The organism is Micromonospora sp. NPDC047557, assembly GCF_043205095.1.
GTDB lineage: Bacteria > Actinomycetota > Actinomycetes > Mycobacteriales > Micromonosporaceae > Micromonospora.
Map to the genome: position 1 here is coordinate 38,923 of NZ_JBIDDK010000018.1, position 16,586 is coordinate 55,508.

Here is a 16,586-nt window from a genome sequence, read left to right on the forward strand (position 1 = left end):
CGCTCCGGTGGGTCACACGGCCAGGACCACCTGCAACTCCTGGCGGCGGCGCTCGGCCAGGTCGGTGAGCAGGGTGGGCGCCTCGTCGAACGGCACCACCGCCGAGACGAGGTGCTTGCGGATCACGTCCCCGTAGGCCCGCAGCAGGTCGATGGTCTCGGCGGAGAGCCGTTCCCGGTCCCAGGTGGGCGCGAGCCCGCGCGGCACCCGCCCGATCTGGGCGCAGCGCAGCGCCAGCCCGTTGTGGTGGAACTCCTCACCGAGGCGGACCTCGTCCGCGCCGCCCTGGTAGAAGGCCAGGTCGATCACTGTGCCCTGCGGGCGCAGCGACCGCAGCGCGAGCTGCAACGCCCACCCCTGCCCCCGGCACTGGAACACGACGTCGGCGCCCCGGTCGCCGGCGGCGTGGGCCCACCGGGTCTTGAGCACCACCGCCGGGTCGTCCGCGTCCGGGTCGAGGGTCTCCAGGCCGAGCGCCTCGGCGACCTCGCGGCGGCGCGGGGTGGGGTCGAGCACCACCACCGAGGCGGCGCCGTGTCGCCGGGCCAGCAGGGCGGTCAGCAGCCCCACCACGCCGGCCCCGACCACGGCGACCCGCCGGCCGCGTACGCCGTCGCCGAGCGAGCGGACGTCCGCGCCGTGCAGGTCGGCGGCGGCGTGCAGCAGGCCGTTCGCGCAGATCGGGCCCATGTGCGCGACGTAGACGCCGAGCAGCGGGTCCAGGTCGTCGGGCAGGCCGACGAACCGCTCGGCGACCGGGTCGGCCAGCCAGCCGGTGCGGTGCCCGTAGGTCATCGCGCCGACCGTGCCCACCGCCACGGCCGGCGTGGCGCTCTCCACCACCCGGCCAACCTGCATGTACCCCAGTCGGGTGACCGGGTACGGGGTGCTGGCCTCGCCGGGCTGGAAGAGCCCCAGGTCTGCGTTCCAGGTGACGTTCACATAGGGGTTCGTGCCCTTGACGTAGCTCAGCTCGGTGCCGGCGGAGACGCCGCTGAACAGCGTCTCGACGCGGAAGGTGCCGGGGCGCAGCGCCGCGGCCTCCTGCTCGACGAGCTCCACCCGACCGGGGGCGGTGACCGTGACCACGCGCTCACGCATCGACGGTCACCCCGCTGGACAGCGCGACCGGCTCGGCGGGTGTACCGAGCCGCACCGTCTGACCGGTATGGGCCGATTCGGCCACCGCGAGCGCCAGTCGCTGGGTCTTCAGCGCTTCGGCGTACGGGACGCGGACGTCGTCGCCGACGCCGCGTACCGCGTCGACGAAGGCGCGGTCCACCGCCACCCGGGCGGCCTCCGGATCGGCGGGGACGTGTCGCTCGCCGTCGGCGTCGCGGATCAGCAGACCGTCCTCGGTCAGCGCCAGGGCCAGCCCGTCGGTAAGGATCTCCAGCCCCGCCCGGTGCTTCCAGCCCAGCACGCAGGCCGCGCTGAGCGTGCCGACGGCGCCGTTGGCGAAGCGCAGCGTGGCGGTGGTCACCGAGTCGATGTCGGCGCCGTCGACCGGCGGTGGCGTGCCGTTGCCGTACGCGGTGACCTCGGTGACCTCGCCGGCCAGCACCCGGATCAGGTCCAGCACGTGAGCGGCCTGCTCGACCACGGGGCCCCCGGAGCGGTCGCGGCGCGACCACCAGGCGACCGGCGGCACCTTGTCCAGCCAGGCGCCGCTGACCATCCGCACCGGGCGGTCGGCGAGCAGCTCGCGGGCCTGGTCGAGCACGCTCAGGTAGCGCCAGTGGTGCCCGACGGCGGTGCGCAGCCCACGCCGGGCGACGAGGTCGGCGACGCGCTCGGCGGTGACCAGGTCGACGGCGACGGGCTTCTCCACGAACATCGGCACCCCGGCGTCGATCACCGCCTCCTCGGCCGGGCCGTGCGCGAAGGGTGGCACGCAGACGTACACCGCGTCCGGGCCGGCGGCCAGCAGCTCGGCGACGTCGCGGAAGGTCTGCCCGCCGTGCTGCCCGGCCAGCTCGGACGCCGCCTCGGGCACCACGTCGGTCACCCCGATCAGTTCGACGTCGCCGAACCCGGACAGCACCCGCGCATGGCGTTGTGCCACCCCGCCGGCTCCCACGAGACCCACCCGGCATCCACCCATTCGACAACCTCTTTCGAGAACGTTTCGACTTCGGTGAGAGCAGTCCCCTGGGATGTGCGCAATCAAACGTTCATCCCCCGGGAACGCGAGGATGTCACCGTTGTGATCAAGCTGTTGCCCTGGGAACGGTTAGCACGTGGCGGCGAGTGGGAACTAGAGACTCCGCTTGTTCCACGCACGAACGGAGGGGTGCCCGTGCGGGATACGACCGTGTCACCGGTGGTGGAGGCGTGGGCCACGTACCGGACCACCTCGGCGGCGGACTGGCCGGCACGCCGGCTGCTGCGCGCCAAGGGAGAGAGCCGGGTCAGCGTGGTGCTGCCGGCACGTAACGAGGAGGCGACGGTCGGCGCGATCGTGTCGACCATCAGGGAACACCTGATGGATCGGGTCGCTCTCGTCGACGAACTGATCGTGGTGGACTCACGGTCGACCGACCGTACCGCGCAGGTGGCCCGCGCCGCTGGCGCGGAGGTGGTCAGTCAGGACGCGATGACCCGGGGCCTGCCCCGGCTCACCGGCAAGGGCGACGCGCTCTGGGCCGGGCTGGCCGCCGCCGAGGGCGACGTGGTGGCGTTCATCGACGCCGACCTGCGGGAGTTCCGCCCGCACTTCGTCAGCGGTCTGCTGGGGCCGCTGCTCACCGACCCGTCGGTGGACTTCGTGAAGGGCTTCTATCACCGGCCCCTGGTGGGCGCCGCCAGCGTGGAGCAGGACGGCGGCGGCCGGGTGACCGAGCTGATGGCCCGACCGCTGCTCAACCTCTTCTGGCCCGAGCTGGCCGGTTTCGTGCAGCCGCTCGCCGGCGAGTACGCCGGTCGCCGTGACGTGCTGGCCCAGGTGCCGTTCGTCTCCGGGTACGGCGTGGAGACGGCGATGATGATCGACCTGCTGGACCTGGTCGGCCTGGACGCGTTGGCGCAGGTCGACCTGGGCGAGCGCAAGCACCGCCACCAGGACACGGCGGCGCTCGGCCGGATGTCCGCGCAGATCATGCTGACCGCCTGGTCCCGGCTGCAACGACGCGGCTGGGCCATCCCCGGCATGATGCCGGAGTCGCTGCTCACGCAGTTCCGCCGGGGCGGGTCGGACACGCTGCCGAACCTCGACCGGGAGATCGTGGTCAGCGACGTGTCGATCGAGGAACGCCCACCGCTGGCCCAGCTGCGCCACCGGGTTCCCCGCCGACGGGTGGCCGCGGCGTGAGCGCCGAGGCACGGCCGCACACGGCCGCGATGCGGGAGGGCGGCCGATGAGCCTCACCGTGCTGATGAACGCCGGCCCGTGGCTGTCGGTGCCCCCGCCCGGCTACGGCGGCATCGAGAACGTGATCGCCACCCTGGTGCCGGAGCTGCGGCGACTCGGCGTGCGGGTGGTGCTCGCCTCGGTCGACAGCAGCAGCCTGCCGGTGGACGAGAAGGTGTCGGTCTTTCCCGACGGGCAGTTCGCCGCGCTGCAACGGCCGTACAACCAGGTCTGCGGGATCGCCCAGGCACACCTGGCCGGGGTGGTCCGCGAGCTGCATTCCCGCGACGACATCGACCTGGTCCACGACCACGTGGAGGCGGTCGGGCTGGCCACCCTCGCGGCGATGGGGCCGGCCGGGCCGCCGACCCTGCACACCCTGCACTGGGACCTGGCCAAGCACCCCGCGCTGTACGGCAGCCTGGACGGCGGCGACCGGGTCCGGGTCAACGGTGTCTCGGCGTCGCAGCTGGCCCGGGCGCCGCTGGCGCTGCGCGAGCACTCCGTGGGTCACGTGCACCTGTCTACGCCGCTCGCCGTGGACGCCGACCGCCGGCCCCGCCCGGAGAAGGGCGAGCACCTGCTCATCCTTGGTCGGATCAACCCGGGCAAGGGGCAGGACGTCGGCGCGCGGCTCGCGCAGCGGATCGGTGTCCCGCTGGTGCTGGCCGGTCCCGTCGGCCCGTACCATCGCCCGGCCGAGCTGGCCGCGGCCGGCGACGACGCCCGGCAGAACCCGGACGTGCGGTTCTTCCTCGACGAGGTGGCGCCGCACGTCGACGGTGACCTGGTGCGCTGGGTCGGCACCGTGGCCGGCCAGGAGCGTGACGACCTGCTGGCCAGCGCCCGCGCGTCGCTGTTTCCGCTGCGCTGGGAGGAGCCGGGCGGCACGGCGGTGGTCGAGTCGCTGGCCCTGGGTACGCCGGTGGTGGCCACCGCCCGGGGCTGCCTGCCAGAGTTGATCGAGCACGGCCGCACCGGCCTGCTCACCGCCGACGAGGACGAGCTGGCCGACCTCGTGCTGGCCGCCGACCTGCTCGACCCGGACGAGTGCCGGCGGGTGGCCGCGCAGCGGTTCACGCCCGCGGTGATGGCCCAGCGCTACGTCGAGCTGTACCGGCGCGTCCGCGAGCTGGCCACCGCGCCCCGCCTGCAACCGGCCTGAGCGCGCGCACCCGTTGCCGCCGGCGCGTTTGCCGTCGGCGGCAACGGGTAGACGCTCCGCTCACGCCCGTCGCGCAGCGAGGAGCCGGTGATGGTCGGACCGATGGCGCACTCCCGGGCCCGGGCCAACCCGGCCGACGGCAAGCCGCCGGTACGCCGGGCGGCGAGCGCCGCGTCCGTGCTCTTCCTGCTGGTCGGCGTGCTCGGCTTCGTCCCGGGGATCACCAGCGGTACGGACAATCTGCGGTTCGCCGGGCACGGCTCGGGCGCGTTCCTGTTCGGCGCCTTCCAGGTGTCGGTGCTGCACAACCTCGTCCACCTGCTGTTCGGGGTGGCCGGCCTGGCGCTGGCGCGGACGGTCAGCGGCGCCCGGACGTTCCTCATCGGCGGCGGCGCCGTCTACCTGGTGCTCTGGCTCTACGGCCTGGCGGTGGATCACGACACCGGCGCGAACGTCCTGCCGGTCAACGCCGCGGACGGCTGGCTGCACCTCGGCCTCGGTCTGGGCCTGATCGCGCTGGGTCTCCTGACCTCACGGGCACGCCGCTGACCTGCGGGTCCGGGCGTGACCTGCGTCCCGGGACCGGCCGGTCCGGTTTGGTGCCGCAGGGCCTCGGGTAGTGGGCAGATCCCGACCCGACCAGCGAATCGAGGGCCCGCCGATGCCCAGCCGGATCACCTGCGAGGTGCGCGAGGCCGCACCGGTGGCGGTCGTCCAGCTCACCGGCGCCCTCGATCTGGGCACGATGCGGTCGGTGCACGAGGCGCTGGACGGGGCCCTGGCCGCCCAACCGGACGCGCTGGTGGTCGACCTCTCGGGGGTGACCGTGCGGGACCGGCTGGCGCTGTCGGTGTTCGCGGCGACGGCACGACGGGCCGAGGAGTGGCCGGCCGTGCCGGTGGTGCTGTGCGCACCGCCTCCGGTCGCCGCCCGCTGGCTGGCCGAGTCGACGACGTGCCGGGTGGTGCCGGTGTCGCGCGACTGCGCGGAGGCGACCCGGGTGGCCGGCGCTGCGGGGGCGCTGCGGATGCGGGCCCGGCTGGAGCCGGTGGCCGGGGCCTGCCGACGGGCCCGGGAGCTGGTCGGCGACGCGTGCGCCCGGTGGAACCTGCCCGGCGCGGCAGGCCCGGCCGCGCTGGTGCTCAGCGAGCTGGTCGGCAACGTGGTCCGGCACGCGGGCACCCCCATGCAGGTGACGGTGACACTGCGCCGGCCGTACCTGCACCTGGCCGTGGTGGACGGCAGCCGGGCCGCCGCCCAACCCGCCGACCTGGATCTGCGGGCCGAGGGTGGCCGAGGACTGGTGCTGGTCCGCGAGCTGACGCAGCGGTGGGGCAGCGTGCCGGCGGGGCAGGGCAAGGCCGTCTGGGCGATGCTGCCGGCCACCTGAGCGCATCGGGCGGCTTCGACCGGTACCGGCGATCTGACCGAAATTACCGCTTCAGCCTGGTTACATGGTGGGAGGGTCGGGTAGGCACGCCCGTCCTTTCTGCCGTCACGACGGGGTGAGCAGCCATGCCCAAGCGGGTAACCACGGAACCCGGTCGCGATCGGGGCCCGGCGATCCTGGCACCGGCCCGCTTCGGGGGCTTCCCCGGAGCCCTGCGGGCGCCGGTCCCCGGCAACTCGTTGATCAAGTTCCTCGCCACCACAGATCACAAGCAGATCGGTGTGCTGTATCTGCTGACCTCCTTCGGGTTCTTCCTGGTGGCCGGTCTGCAGGCGATGCTGATGCGCGCCGAGCTGGCCCGGCCGGGTCTGCAGTTCCTCTCCTCCGAGCAGTACAACCAGCTCTTCACCTCGCACGGCGCGGTGATGCTGCTGCTGTTCGCCACGCCGGCGGCCTTCGGGTTCGCCAACTTCATCGTGCCGATCCAGATCGGCGCGCCCGACGTGTCGTTCCCCCGGCTCAACGCGCTGGCCTACTGGCTGTACCTGTTCGGCGGGCTCATGGTGATCGGCGGGTTTCTCACGCCGGGCGGCTCGGCGGACTTCGGTTGGACGGCGTACAGCCCGCTCAGCGACGTGGACCACAGCCCCGGGGTGGGCGCGAACATGTGGGTGCTCGGCCTGGTCGTCTCCGGCCTGGGCACCATCCTCGGCGCGGTCAACCTGATCACCACGATCCTGACCCTGCGCGCGCCCGGCATGACCATGTTCCGGATGCCGATCTTCACCTGGAACATGCTGTTCACCAGCGTGCTGGTGATCCTGGTGTTCCCGCTGCTGGCCGCCGCGCTGCTGGCGCTCGCGGCCGACCGGCTGATCAACGCGCACGTGTACGACCCCGCCACCGGTGGACCGATGCTCTGGCAGCACCTGTTCTGGTTCTTCGGTCATCCCGAGGTGTACATCATCGCGCTGCCGTTCTTCGGCATCATCACCGAGATCATTCCGGTGTTCTCCCGCAAGCCGCTGTTCGGTTACACCGGAATCGTGCTGGCCACCATCGCCATCACCGTGCTGTCCATGACGGTCTGGGCGCACCACATGTTCGCCACCGGCCAGGTGCTGCTGCCGTTCTTCAGCATCCTGAGCTACCTGATCGCGGTGCCGACCGGCGTGAAGTTCTTCAACTGGATCGGCACCATGTGGAAGGGGCAACTCACCTTCGAGACGCCGATGCTGTTCGCCATCGGCTTCCTGGTCACCTTCCTGCTCGGCGGCCTCACCGGGGTGCTGCTGGCCAGCCCTCCGGTGGACTTCCACACCCACGACACCTACTTCGTGGTGGCGCACTTCCACTACGTCGTGTTCGGAACGGTGGTCTTCGCCCTCTTCGGCGGCTACTACTTCTGGTGGCCGAAGATGACCGGGCGGCTGCTCGACGAGCGGCTCGGCAAGGCGCACTTCTGGACGATGTTCATCGGCTTCCACGGCACCTTCCTGGTGCACCACTGGCTGGGCGCCGAGGGCATGCCCCGCCGGTACGCCGACTACCTGCCCACCGACGGCTTCACCACGCTGAACATGATCTCCAGCATCTTCGCGTTCATCCTCGGCCTCTCCACCCTCTTCTTCATCTACAACGCCTGGAAGTCCTGGCGGTACGGGGCGGTGGTCACGGTGGACGACCCGTGGGGCTTCGGCAACTCGCTGGAATGGGCGACCACCTGCCCGCCACCCCTGCGCAACTTCGACAAGATGCCCCGGATCCGCTCCGAGCGGCCGGCCTTCGACCTGAAGTACGGTCCGCTCGTCGCCGACCTGGGCCGGGACCTGCCGCAGCGCACCACGAAGCCGCCGCAGCACTTCGGCGACGAGATACACCTGGAGCACCACGCGCCCGAGTCGCCCGCCCCCGAGGGCGCGCACGGCGCCCGGGACGCGGTCCGCTACCAGCCGGCGCCCGAGTCCGGCGCCCGCCCGGTGGACGTGCCGGAGCCCGAGGGCGTACGCCGGCCGAGCTTCGAGCAGAGCGACGCGCCGCAGGACGCCGAGGAGGCGCCGAAGCCGCACGAACGATGGCGGCACCCCCACAGCGGTGACGAGACCGAGGACCGCTGACCCGCGCTACGACGAGGGGCCCACACCGCGCTGGTGTGGGCCCCTCGTCGTGTGCGTACGCGCCGGTCAGTCCCGGGCGGGCGCCAGGCCGGCGGCGGTGAGCGAGCGGCGCACCGCGGGCTGCACCCGGGTCAGCCGCAGCGGCACGCCGGTGCGCTCGGCCGCCTCCCGGCCCGCCATCAGCGCGGCGATCCCGCCGGCGTCGAAGCCACCCGCGCCGACCAGGTCGACGACGACCTCGCTCGGCTGACCGTTGACGGCCTCCAGCATCGCGCGGCGCAGCTGGTCCGCACCGTCCCGGTCCACCTCACCGCCGACCTCGACGACGACCCCGTCGCCGTTCTGCCGCACCGAGATGCGGGTCTTGCCCGGGTCCGGTTCGGCGGCGCCGTTCTGCCACGGCGGCGGCGCGTCGGCGAGCATGGCCTGCCGCAGCCAGGTCAGCGCCCGCGACAGCAGCCGGGAGACGTGCATCTGTGAGATGCCGAACCGGGCGGCGATCTCCGCCTGGGTCTGGTTGCCGTAGAAGCGCATGGCGAGGATGCGGCGTTCGCGCCAGGGCAGCCGGTGCAGCAGGCCGCTCACCGTCACCCGGTCGTCGACCGATTCCAGCGCGTTGTCCGACTCGCCGACCAGGTCACCGAACTCCGCGGAACTCTCCCCGCCGACCGGCGCGTTCAGTGACGCCGGGCTGTAGCCGGCCGCCGACTCCAGCGCTGCGAGGATCTCCTCCTGCGGCGTCTCCAGGCGGGCCGACAGCTCGGCCACCGACGGCGCCCGGGACAGCTCGCTGGTCAGCGCGGCGGTGGCCTGACCCACCTCGAGGATCAGGTCCCGCAGCCGCCGGGGCACGTGCACACCCCAGGTGCGGTCCCGGAAGTGCCGCTTGATCTCCCCGACGATGGTGATCGCCGCGTACGCGGTGAACGAACCCCGTTCCGGGTCGTACCGGTCGACGGCGTTGACCAGCCCGAGGCGGGCCACCTGCTCCAGGTCCTCCAGCGGCTCGCCCCGGCCCCGGTACCGGCGGGCCAGTCGCCCGGCGAACGGCAGCGCGAAGCGCACCAGGTCGTCGCGCGCCTCCCCCCGCCGCTCCGGCGGCAGCCCTTCGATCCGGGCCGCGTACGCCAGCGCCGCCGCGTCCAGGTCCTCCAGACCACGCTCGGTGGGTGGTGGTGTGGTCGTGGTCGTGCTCGTCTGTCCGAACATCCGCGCCTCCCTCAGGAAGGTCCCCCGCCCGGATCGGGAAACCGGTCGTGCGCGTGGTCGGGCCACGCACCGGGCCGGAAAGTGGGTCAGTGACTGGGATGCCAGCGGGCGACAACGCTTCTACGCAGCGCAATCAGGCCGTCGCAGCCAGCGATGTTCCCGCTCCGTAGGTACTCAATCACGGGACCCCGGGTTCGCGAGGAAGTTTCGGCGTGCTCCCCTCAGGAGACGAGCAACCCTTGGTGGCCGCCGCTGTCGCGGAGCACCGACAGGGCCTCAGCGGCCCCCAGCGGGGGCGGAGCGGGCAGGTCGTACGGCTGGGCGCGCAGGACCTCGGTGGCCCGGCGCGTCGGCACGGACGTCACCGGATAGCCCCGGGCGGAGGTCCGGTCCAGCGCCCGCCGCCGCCGACCGAAGCCCGCGACGGCCAACCACTGCGGCAGCCCGGCCAGGGCGGGCGAGCGCATCCCCGGAGGCTCGGGCAGGACGTCCACCGAGCTGAACGTCTCGCTGCCGGCCAGCCACCATTCGGCCTCGTCGACGCTGCGCCGGGTGGCGTTCTCACACCAGTACGGCACCAGCCCCGCCCGTACCACCTGCCACGGATCGAGCAGCCGGCCGCATTCCACCACCAACCGGTCACCGGTCTTGCCCGCGGCCCGCAGCCACCGCCGGTACAGGTCGGCCACGCCCGCGCTCAGCGCCGCAGGGCGGGGCACCAGCACCCGGTGCAGCGGATGCTGCCGGCGGGCGGCCCAGTCCCGCGTGGTCCGCTCGAAGTCCGGGTCCATGCCGTGCTCGGCGTCGCCCGACGGCGCCGACACCTCCGGCGGCGCCCACTGGGCGGCGTCCCCGCCCACGGCGCGCAGGACCTGCCGCAGGGCATGACTGTCGGGGTGGAAGTCCACCGGGTCCAGCCCGCTGGCCGGGCAGCCCACCTGGAAACTGTGCCCGGGGCCCCGCTCCGACACCGGCCACGTGCGCGCGTCGCGCACCAGCAGCACCGGGGCACCCGCGCTCAGCCGGTCGGTCAGGAACTGCGCGTACGCGGTCGGCAGCGCCCTCCAGCGGGCGGCCAGCGACACGGTGACCCCGGTCAGCGACCCCCGGCTGGCCGGGCAGTGCACCTGACGCAGGTGCACGTCGGGGTTGCCGGCGAGCATCCGTTCGGCGAGCGCGCCGCCGTGCTCCAGTGCCGCCCCCGGGCGGTCCACGGCGCCGTCGCTCCAGTGCGCGGTCATTTCGAAGCCGGCGGGCAGCCACGGCACGCCGAGGGCCACCGCGAGGTGGGCTGCCGCGCCGTGTGGCGACCCGATGAGCACGCCGGGGTAGCTCCCGCGCGGGTACTGGTCGACGAACCAGCGCGCGACCCGGGCCGCGTCCACCTCACCGACCTGGTCGACGGTGAGGGCGACCCGCCCGGCGGCCCGGCTCACCGCGGCACGGCGTACCGGCTCGGGGGCGCCCGGGAACCGCGAGGTGGGCCCGGTGTGCCCGAGGTCGGCGCAGTCCGCGCCGCGCAGGGCCCGGGCGGTGGCGGCGACCAGCACCCGGGCGGCGCTGCCCTGGGCCACGACCCGGTCGCCGGCCAGACCGGCGCCGTCGGCCGTCAGCCCCTTGTGCACCTTGTGCACCGGGCCCACCTTGCCTCGTTCGCTCACCACGCGGCCCGGCTTCCCGTCCCGATGGGGTTCAAACGGGGCATCACCCACCCGGCGGCAACATTCCACAGGTCAGCGGCGTTCGGCGACGATCCGCCCCGGGCGGCGGGAGCGGGCCGGCGGGGACGATCGGTCCTGAGGGACCACGACGTTCGCGCGGGGTTTCGGCGCGGCCGGTGCGGGCACTTCCGGGCTCATGCGCACCGACGACACCGGCGAGTCCGCCGCCACGATCACCCCGTACGAGGACGGCCCGCTCCTGGTCCGCGGCGACTTCGCCCTGGTCACTCCGGACGGCGAGCGGATCGACGCGCGCCGGGGCACTGTCGCTCTGTGCCGGTGTGGCAAGTCGGCGCTCAAGCCGTTCTGCGACGGCACCCACAAGGTGGTCAACTTCCGCGCCGGCACCGCCCGCGAGGGCTGACCGGGCGGAGCCGCCCAACCAGGGTGCAGCCGTCAGGCGACGGCAGGCTGGACCGGCGTCACCACTGTCGGCGTCGGCACGGTCGGCGTCGCGGTGAGCGACACCAGCGGCGGCACGGCCGGCGCGGTCGACAGCGGCAGTGGCGAGCGCAGTGAGCTGCGGCCGGCGGCCCAACTGTCCAGCAGGTGCGCCGCGAACAGCCGGTCCACCGCGAGCGCCGCCGCCGCGCCGAAGAGCACGTCGGAGGCGAGCGCCGGCTCGGTACGGACCAGGCCGCCACACAGGTCGTGCGCGGCGATCTGCTCGTGCACCGCGTCGGCCTCCACGTGCTCGTCGTAGAAGCGGGTGGCCACCTCGTCGAGGCCGAGCCGGCGCAGGCCGTTGCCGTAGCGGCGGTTCGGCAGGGACGAGGTCATCTCGAAGGCCGCCAGGTGTCCGAGCAGCGCGCCGCGGAGCCGTCGGTGCAGCCCGAACAGCGACATCAGGTTGTTGGTCGCCAGCGTCACCGCGGGCACCGCGTCCAGGTGGGCGCCGTAGCCGGTGTCCATACCCAACCGGTCGAGGGTGCGCCGGAACAGCTCGGCGTGCATCCGGTCCAGCCGGCCGTTGCCGTACTCGTCGGTCTGGATCTCGACGAGGGCGGCCTTGGCGGGACCGCCGAGGCGGGGCAGCGCCCAACTGTGCGGGTCCGCCTCGCGCAGGTGGTAGACGGACCGGTGGGCGACGAACTCGCGGAACTGGGTGAGGTCGGCGTGCCGCTGGAGCGTGGCGGCAAGCGGCGGCCCGTCGTCGGCCGCGACCAGCTCGCCCAACCCGGCCGCGACCCCACCGGCCGGTACCGCCGGGGCTCCGGCCAGCCGGCGCAGCGCCGCCTCGAAGGGCCGCTCGACGCGGGCCCGCAGAGCCAGCAGCGCGGGCTGCCACTCCCAGCCCTCATCCACCCCGCTCCAGCCCCGGTAGTGCAGCTCGTAGCAGAGGAACAGGGTCAGTTGCAGGTCCTCGTCGCCGATCGCGTCCACCGGATCGAGGTCGACGCCCAGGCCGGGAGGCAGGTCGTGCGGCGGACTCCGCAGCGCATCGATCACCGCGGCGGACAGCGGACCGCGCGGCTGCGGCAGTGGCGCGGGACCGTAGCGGCGGTCGGCGGGCTCCGGCATGTGACCTCCAGCGTCGTCGGGCCGCTACTGATGCCCTGATCAGGTACGCCTAAACGAGATCCTCGACGGCCACCGCCTGCTCGACCTGCTCGCGTACCCGCCGGGCGCCCTCCCCCTCGGCGTACAGTCCGCGCAGGTCGGCGAAGGCCGGCTCCGGCGGCGCCAACGACACCGCCGGATCGACTACCGCTTCCAGGACGCACGGGCGGTCCGCGGCGAGCGCCTCGTCCCAGGCGGCGCCGACCAGTTCCGGGCGGTCCACCCGGACACCGTGCAGCCCGAGCAGGCGGGCCCAGCCGGCGTACGGCACGTCCGGGCGGCGGTGGGTGGGGTCGGACGACGGCTCCCGGCCACCGCCCATGCCGTTCTGGTCGCGGTTGTTGAGCACGAGCACCACCAAGCGTGGGTCGGCCCACCGCTGCCAGTGGTGCGACACCGTGATCAGCTCGGCGAGCCCGTTGAGCTGCATGGCCCCGTCGCCGAGCAGGGCGATCACCGGCTGGTCGGGCGCGGCGAGTTTGGCGGCCACCGCGTACGGCAGGGCGCAGCCCATCGAGCCGAGGGTGCCGCACAGTTGCGCGTTCACCCCGGACGGCAGGACGAGGTGCCGGGCGTACCAGTAGAGGACCGAGCCGACGTCGACCGCGACCGAGCCGGTCCGCGGGGCCCGGGTGGAGAGTTCCTGGAGCACGAGCTGCGGGTTGATCGGTTCGGCGGGCGCGGCGGCCCGGTCGGCCGCGGTCGCCCGCCAGCGGTCGACCGCGCTCTCCACCGTGGCACGCCACTGCTGATGGGGCCGCGACGGCACCCGCGCCAGCAGCGCGCGCAGCGTCTCGGCCGCGTCCCCGACCAGGGGCACGTCGGCCGGGTACCGGCTGCCGATGCGGGTGCCGTCGATGTCGATCTGCACGGTGCGGGCCTGGTCGGGCATCGGGAAGTAGTCGGTCCACGGGTCGTTGGTGCCCACCAGCAGGAGCGTGTCGCAGCCGCCCATCAGCTCGGCGGCGGCCGGCGTGCCGACCTCGCCGAGCACGCCGGCGTGGAAGGGCAGCCGCTCGTCGAGGACCGGCTTGCCCAGCAGCGAGGTGGCCACCCCGGCGCCGAGCCGGTCGGCCAGCTCGATGATCTCGTCGGCGGCGGACCGGCCCCCCTGGCCCACCAGGATCGCGGTGCGCTGGCCGTTGCCGAGGATCTGCGCGGCGGCGTCGAGGTCCACCTCGTGCGGCAGCACCCGGGCCAGCGGCTCGCCGGGAGTCGCCGTGATCACGCCGACCGCGTGCGCGCCCAGGTCGGGCACCACGGCCTCCTGCAGGTGCCGAGGCAGCACCACACAGGTCGGGCTACGGGTCGCCGCCGCGGTGCGGAACGCCTGGTCCAGCAGCGCCGGTACGCTCTCCGGGCTGCGGCCGTACTGGACGAACTGGTTGCACACGTCGCCGAAGAGCCGGCTCAAACCGATCTGCTGGTGCGCGCCCCCCAGGGGGCCGGTGACGTCCTCGCCGACGATCGCCACGACCGGTTTGCTGTCCAGCTTCGCGTCGTAGAGACCGTTGAGCAGTTGCACCGCGCTGGGCCCCTGGGTGGCCAGGCAGACCCCGATGCCGCCGGTGAACTTGGCGTGCCCGGTGGCCATGAACGAGGCGGTTTCCTCGTGCCGGGCCGGGACGAATGCCGGGTCACCCCCGGAGCGGTCCAGCGCCTCGACCAGCGGGGCGATCGCCGCACCGGGGTAGCCGAAGGCGCGCGGGACCCGCCAGGCCCGCAGCCGCTCCACCACCAGGTCCGCGACACGGCGCTCAGCCATTGCCGCGCCCCGGGGTGCCTTCGTCGACGTAGCGCAGCACCGCGCCGACGCCGTCGGTGAGCTCGGGCGCCTCGTCCGCGCCCAGCACGGTCAACGCCGCGTCGGTGCCAACCAGCGCGCGGACCAGCGCCGCGTCGGCGCGTACCCGCTGCGGGTCGTCGACCGACATCGCGCTCAGCTGAGTGGGGTCGACGGCGATCTCGGTCGGCTCCGGGCCGATCCACAGCTCCCCGTTGGCCGACGGGTCGTCGACGATGAGCATGGTGTCGACCTGGTTGCGTTGCAGGGCCGAGACGACCGCCTCGAGGCCGGCGCCGACGTCCTCCTGCACGCCGAACCGGTCCAGCGCGGCGGTGATCCGCTGGTCGGCGACCTCCGCGATGGTCTGCACGGTGAGGTCGTCCAGCATGGTCTGGTCGGCGCCGCCGGCCCGGGACCCGGCGTCGGTACGGACCACCAGGTCCTGCCAGCGCTCCGGCATCTGGGCGGCGATCATCCCGGTGGCCCGGACGTCACCGGCCACCACCACGACGTCGGCGCCGACCCTGTCGGCCAGCTGCACGGTCGCGGCGGTCACGTCGCCGGCATTCTGGTGCCACGCCTCCATGGCGGCTCGCTGGTAGCGCGACTGGGACCAACCCCCGGGTTTTACTCGGCGCAGCGGGAAGCTGTCCCGACCGGCGACGTGCGCCCGGCGGGGTACTCCGCCCGCGCTGACCGCCATCGCGTCACCGCCGGTGCGATCGGCCACGACCCGGACCCAGGCCACCTGCTCGCCGCGCTGGGCGAGCAGCGGCATCACGTGTGGCAACGGCCCGAAACTGGCCAGGTCGCGCAGAGGTGGCGCGGACAGGTACTCGGAGAGCGCCACCCGCCCGTGGCTGGCGAAGACCGCCAGGCCGTAGTCACCGACCATCGGGTCGTGACCCCGGATCACCCGGTCCAGCGCGGCGATGCTCGCCTCGTCGGCCCCCTGTTCGGCAAGGCGACGTTCCAGTGCGCGCCAGCGCAGGTCCAGCGCCGGGTGGGCGTCCTCCGTGTCCGCGGAGGCGTCCAGGTACACCGAGCACCACGGCCCGGGTCGGTCGTAGAGCGGGCGCAGGAAGGACAGCTGCATGCTCGACCCCTTTCCAGCTCGGCCCCCCGCTTACCCTGCTCGCCCGGGATGTCACCTCGTGGCCGTGAGCCCGTGACCCGGTTTCATTCACGTCGTTCAACCGGGGACATCGATACGATCAGTGAACACAAGCGGACTCTCGGTGGTGGGGATGGACAGCGGACTCGATACCCGACGGATCGTGCACCCGACGGAGCGGATCGTCACCGGGCGGCTGGTCCGCCTGCTCGACGGCTACACCCGCGAGATACGCGTCGGCCAACCGGTGCTGGTCGCGGTGCTCGCCGCGGCGGCGTTCGCCCGGCTGCCGGCCCTGCTGCTGCGCGCGCTCTTCTCGTTCGGCGGCGGCGGCACCCGGCGGCGCTGGAAGGAGCTGAAGCAGGGCCCGGAGTACCTGGTCACCCCGGTGCGCCTGCGCAACACCGCCGGTCAGCTCTGCGAGGTGGAGCTGCACGGGCACCTGCCGCAGAGTGCGCTGCACCCGGCCGATCAGGTGCAGCTCACGCTGCGCCCGCAGCGGGACCCGGAGTTGCCGCCGCGCATCGAGCGGATCGTCAACCTCACCACCGGGCAGCTGCTCACCCCGCGTACCGCGACGCTCTGGTCGCATCTCGGCCCGCCGCTGCTGTTGCAGGCGGCGCTGGGCGCGCTGCTGCTCGCCGGCGTGGTGGCCTGCTCCGCCCTGACCTGACCCGCCCCGCCGGGGGGCCGGGCCGCGTGTCAGCCGACGGGTGCGGGCTCGCGGGCCGGGCGGCGGTCCACGCCGAGGATTCCCCTGCGACGGGCCCAGCGCTCGAAGATCAGGGTGGCGAACGGCGGCACGGCGCACGCCAGCGCCACGACTGTCACCGGCAGGCTCCACCGGCGCAGTCGGGCCACCGCGAGGACCAGCAGCCCGTACGCGATGAACAGGCCGCCGTGGATCGGGCCGAAGATCTTGACACCCAGCTCGTTGCCGGGCGGACCGTACTTGACCGCCATTCCGGCCAGCAGGGCCAGCCAGGAGCAGGCCTCGGCGATCGCCGCCGCGACGAACAGCCGGGTCACCTTCTCGCGCATCCGGACGCCACCACCTCTCGGGCGGCAATGCTAACGGTGCCGGCCGTTCGCACCCTCGTCGGCCACGCAGCGTGCGACAGGGGTCACGGAGCCCGCGACTGGGTAGGAAAGAACCCTCGGGTCTTCCCCCGCCC

Annotated in this window: 15 protein-coding genes; 7 read left to right on the forward strand and 8 right to left on the reverse strand. The window is 73.5% G+C overall.

Features of this window, described 5'->3' with window-relative positions:
• Window positions 1-12 precede the first annotated feature (12 nt).
• Window positions 13-1,101, reverse strand: coding sequence for a zinc-binding dehydrogenase (locus tag ACGGAQ_RS29310; RefSeq protein WP_393054749.1), 1,089 nt, complete (start codon window positions 1,099-1,101; stop codon window positions 13-15).
• Window positions 1,094-2,104, reverse strand: coding sequence for a Gfo/Idh/MocA family protein (locus tag ACGGAQ_RS29315; RefSeq protein ID WP_393054751.1), 1,011 nt, complete (start codon window positions 2,102-2,104; stop codon window positions 1,094-1,096). The genes ACGGAQ_RS29310 and ACGGAQ_RS29315 overlap by 8 nt, the downstream gene beginning before the upstream one ends.
• A gap of 222 nt (window positions 2,105-2,326) precedes the next feature.
• Between ACGGAQ_RS29315 and ACGGAQ_RS29320 the strand changes: the two genes are divergently transcribed.
• The 5 genes from ACGGAQ_RS29320 to ctaD all read left to right on the forward strand — a co-directional run bounded on the left by ACGGAQ_RS29320 (window position 2,327) and on the right by ctaD (window position 8,021).
• Window positions 2,327-3,310, forward strand: a complete 984-nt coding sequence (locus tag ACGGAQ_RS29320) for a glucosyl-3-phosphoglycerate synthase (protein WP_393054897.1) — start codon at window positions 2,327-2,329, stop codon at window positions 3,308-3,310.
• A gap of 46 nt (window positions 3,311-3,356) precedes the next feature.
• Complete coding sequence (locus ACGGAQ_RS29325; protein WP_393054753.1) at window positions 3,357-4,514, forward strand: glycosyltransferase; 1,158 nt, start codon at window positions 3,357-3,359, stop codon at window positions 4,512-4,514.
• Window positions 4,515-4,604: 90 nt separating this feature from the next.
• Window positions 4,605-5,063 (forward strand): DUF4383 domain-containing protein, encoded by a 459-nt coding sequence (locus tag ACGGAQ_RS29330; RefSeq protein ID WP_393054755.1) that lies wholly within the window; start codon window positions 4,605-4,607, stop codon window positions 5,061-5,063.
• Window positions 5,064-5,175: 112 nt separating this feature from the next.
• Window positions 5,176-5,904 (forward strand): STAS domain-containing protein, encoded by a 729-nt coding sequence (locus ACGGAQ_RS29335; RefSeq protein WP_393054757.1) that lies wholly within the window; start codon window positions 5,176-5,178, stop codon window positions 5,902-5,904.
• Between the two features lie 125 nt (window positions 5,905-6,029).
• Window positions 6,030-8,021 carry a cytochrome c oxidase subunit I gene (gene ctaD / locus ACGGAQ_RS29340; RefSeq protein ID WP_393054759.1) on the forward strand — a complete coding sequence of 664 codons (1,992 nt, stop codon included), beginning with the start codon at window positions 6,030-6,032 and terminating at the stop codon, window positions 8,019-8,021.
• A gap of 66 nt (window positions 8,022-8,087) precedes the next feature.
• Here the strand turns inward: ctaD and ACGGAQ_RS29345 are convergent, their stop codons facing one another.
• Both ACGGAQ_RS29345 and ACGGAQ_RS29350 read right to left on the reverse strand, forming a co-directional pair.
• Entirely contained in the window at window positions 8,088-9,230 is a 1,143-nt protein-coding gene (locus ACGGAQ_RS29345) for a SigB/SigF/SigG family RNA polymerase sigma factor (RefSeq protein WP_355067259.1), read from the reverse strand.
• A gap of 221 nt (window positions 9,231-9,451) precedes the next feature.
• Window positions 9,452-10,864 (reverse strand): hypothetical protein, encoded by a 1,413-nt coding sequence (locus tag ACGGAQ_RS29350; protein WP_393054761.1) that lies wholly within the window; start codon window positions 10,862-10,864, stop codon window positions 9,452-9,454.
• A gap of 223 nt (window positions 10,865-11,087) precedes the next feature.
• On the opposite strand from ACGGAQ_RS29350, the gene ACGGAQ_RS29355 reads away from it, so the two are divergent.
• Window positions 11,088-11,315, forward strand: a complete 228-nt coding sequence (locus tag ACGGAQ_RS29355) for a CDGSH iron-sulfur domain-containing protein (RefSeq protein WP_393054763.1) — start codon at window positions 11,088-11,090, stop codon at window positions 11,313-11,315.
• 32 nt (window positions 11,316-11,347) lie between these two features.
• On the opposite strand, the gene ACGGAQ_RS29360 is transcribed toward ACGGAQ_RS29355, so the two are convergent.
• From ACGGAQ_RS29360 to ACGGAQ_RS29370, 3 genes are read right to left on the reverse strand one after another with little or no spacing between them, the layout of a single operon-like run.
• On the reverse strand, window positions 11,348-12,472 hold the full coding sequence (locus ACGGAQ_RS29360) for an iron-containing redox enzyme family protein (RefSeq protein ID WP_393054765.1): 1,125 nt from the start codon (window positions 12,470-12,472) through the stop codon (window positions 11,348-11,350).
• 49 nt (window positions 12,473-12,521) lie between these two features.
• Window positions 12,522-14,276 carry a thiamine pyrophosphate-binding protein gene (locus tag ACGGAQ_RS29365; RefSeq protein WP_393054767.1) on the reverse strand — a complete coding sequence of 585 codons (1,755 nt, stop codon included), beginning with the start codon at window positions 14,274-14,276 and terminating at the stop codon, window positions 12,522-12,524.
• Window positions 14,269-15,393 carry a Vms1/Ankzf1 family peptidyl-tRNA hydrolase gene (locus ACGGAQ_RS29370; protein WP_393054769.1) on the reverse strand — a complete coding sequence of 375 codons (1,125 nt, stop codon included), beginning with the start codon at window positions 15,391-15,393 and terminating at the stop codon, window positions 14,269-14,271. The genes ACGGAQ_RS29365 and ACGGAQ_RS29370 overlap by 8 nt, the downstream gene beginning before the upstream one ends.
• Window positions 15,394-15,535: 142 nt before the next feature.
• On the opposite strand from ACGGAQ_RS29370, the gene ACGGAQ_RS29375 reads away from it, so the two are divergent.
• On the forward strand, window positions 15,536-16,084 hold the full coding sequence (locus tag ACGGAQ_RS29375; RefSeq protein ID WP_355137137.1) for a hypothetical protein: 549 nt from the start codon (window positions 15,536-15,538) through the stop codon (window positions 16,082-16,084).
• 29 nt (window positions 16,085-16,113) lie between these two features.
• Here ACGGAQ_RS29375 and ACGGAQ_RS29380 read toward each other — a convergent pair whose 3' ends face one another.
• Window positions 16,114-16,452, reverse strand: a complete 339-nt coding sequence (locus ACGGAQ_RS29380) for a DUF3817 domain-containing protein (RefSeq protein ID WP_387182454.1) — start codon at window positions 16,450-16,452, stop codon at window positions 16,114-16,116.
• Window positions 16,453-16,586: the final 134 nt, after the last annotated feature.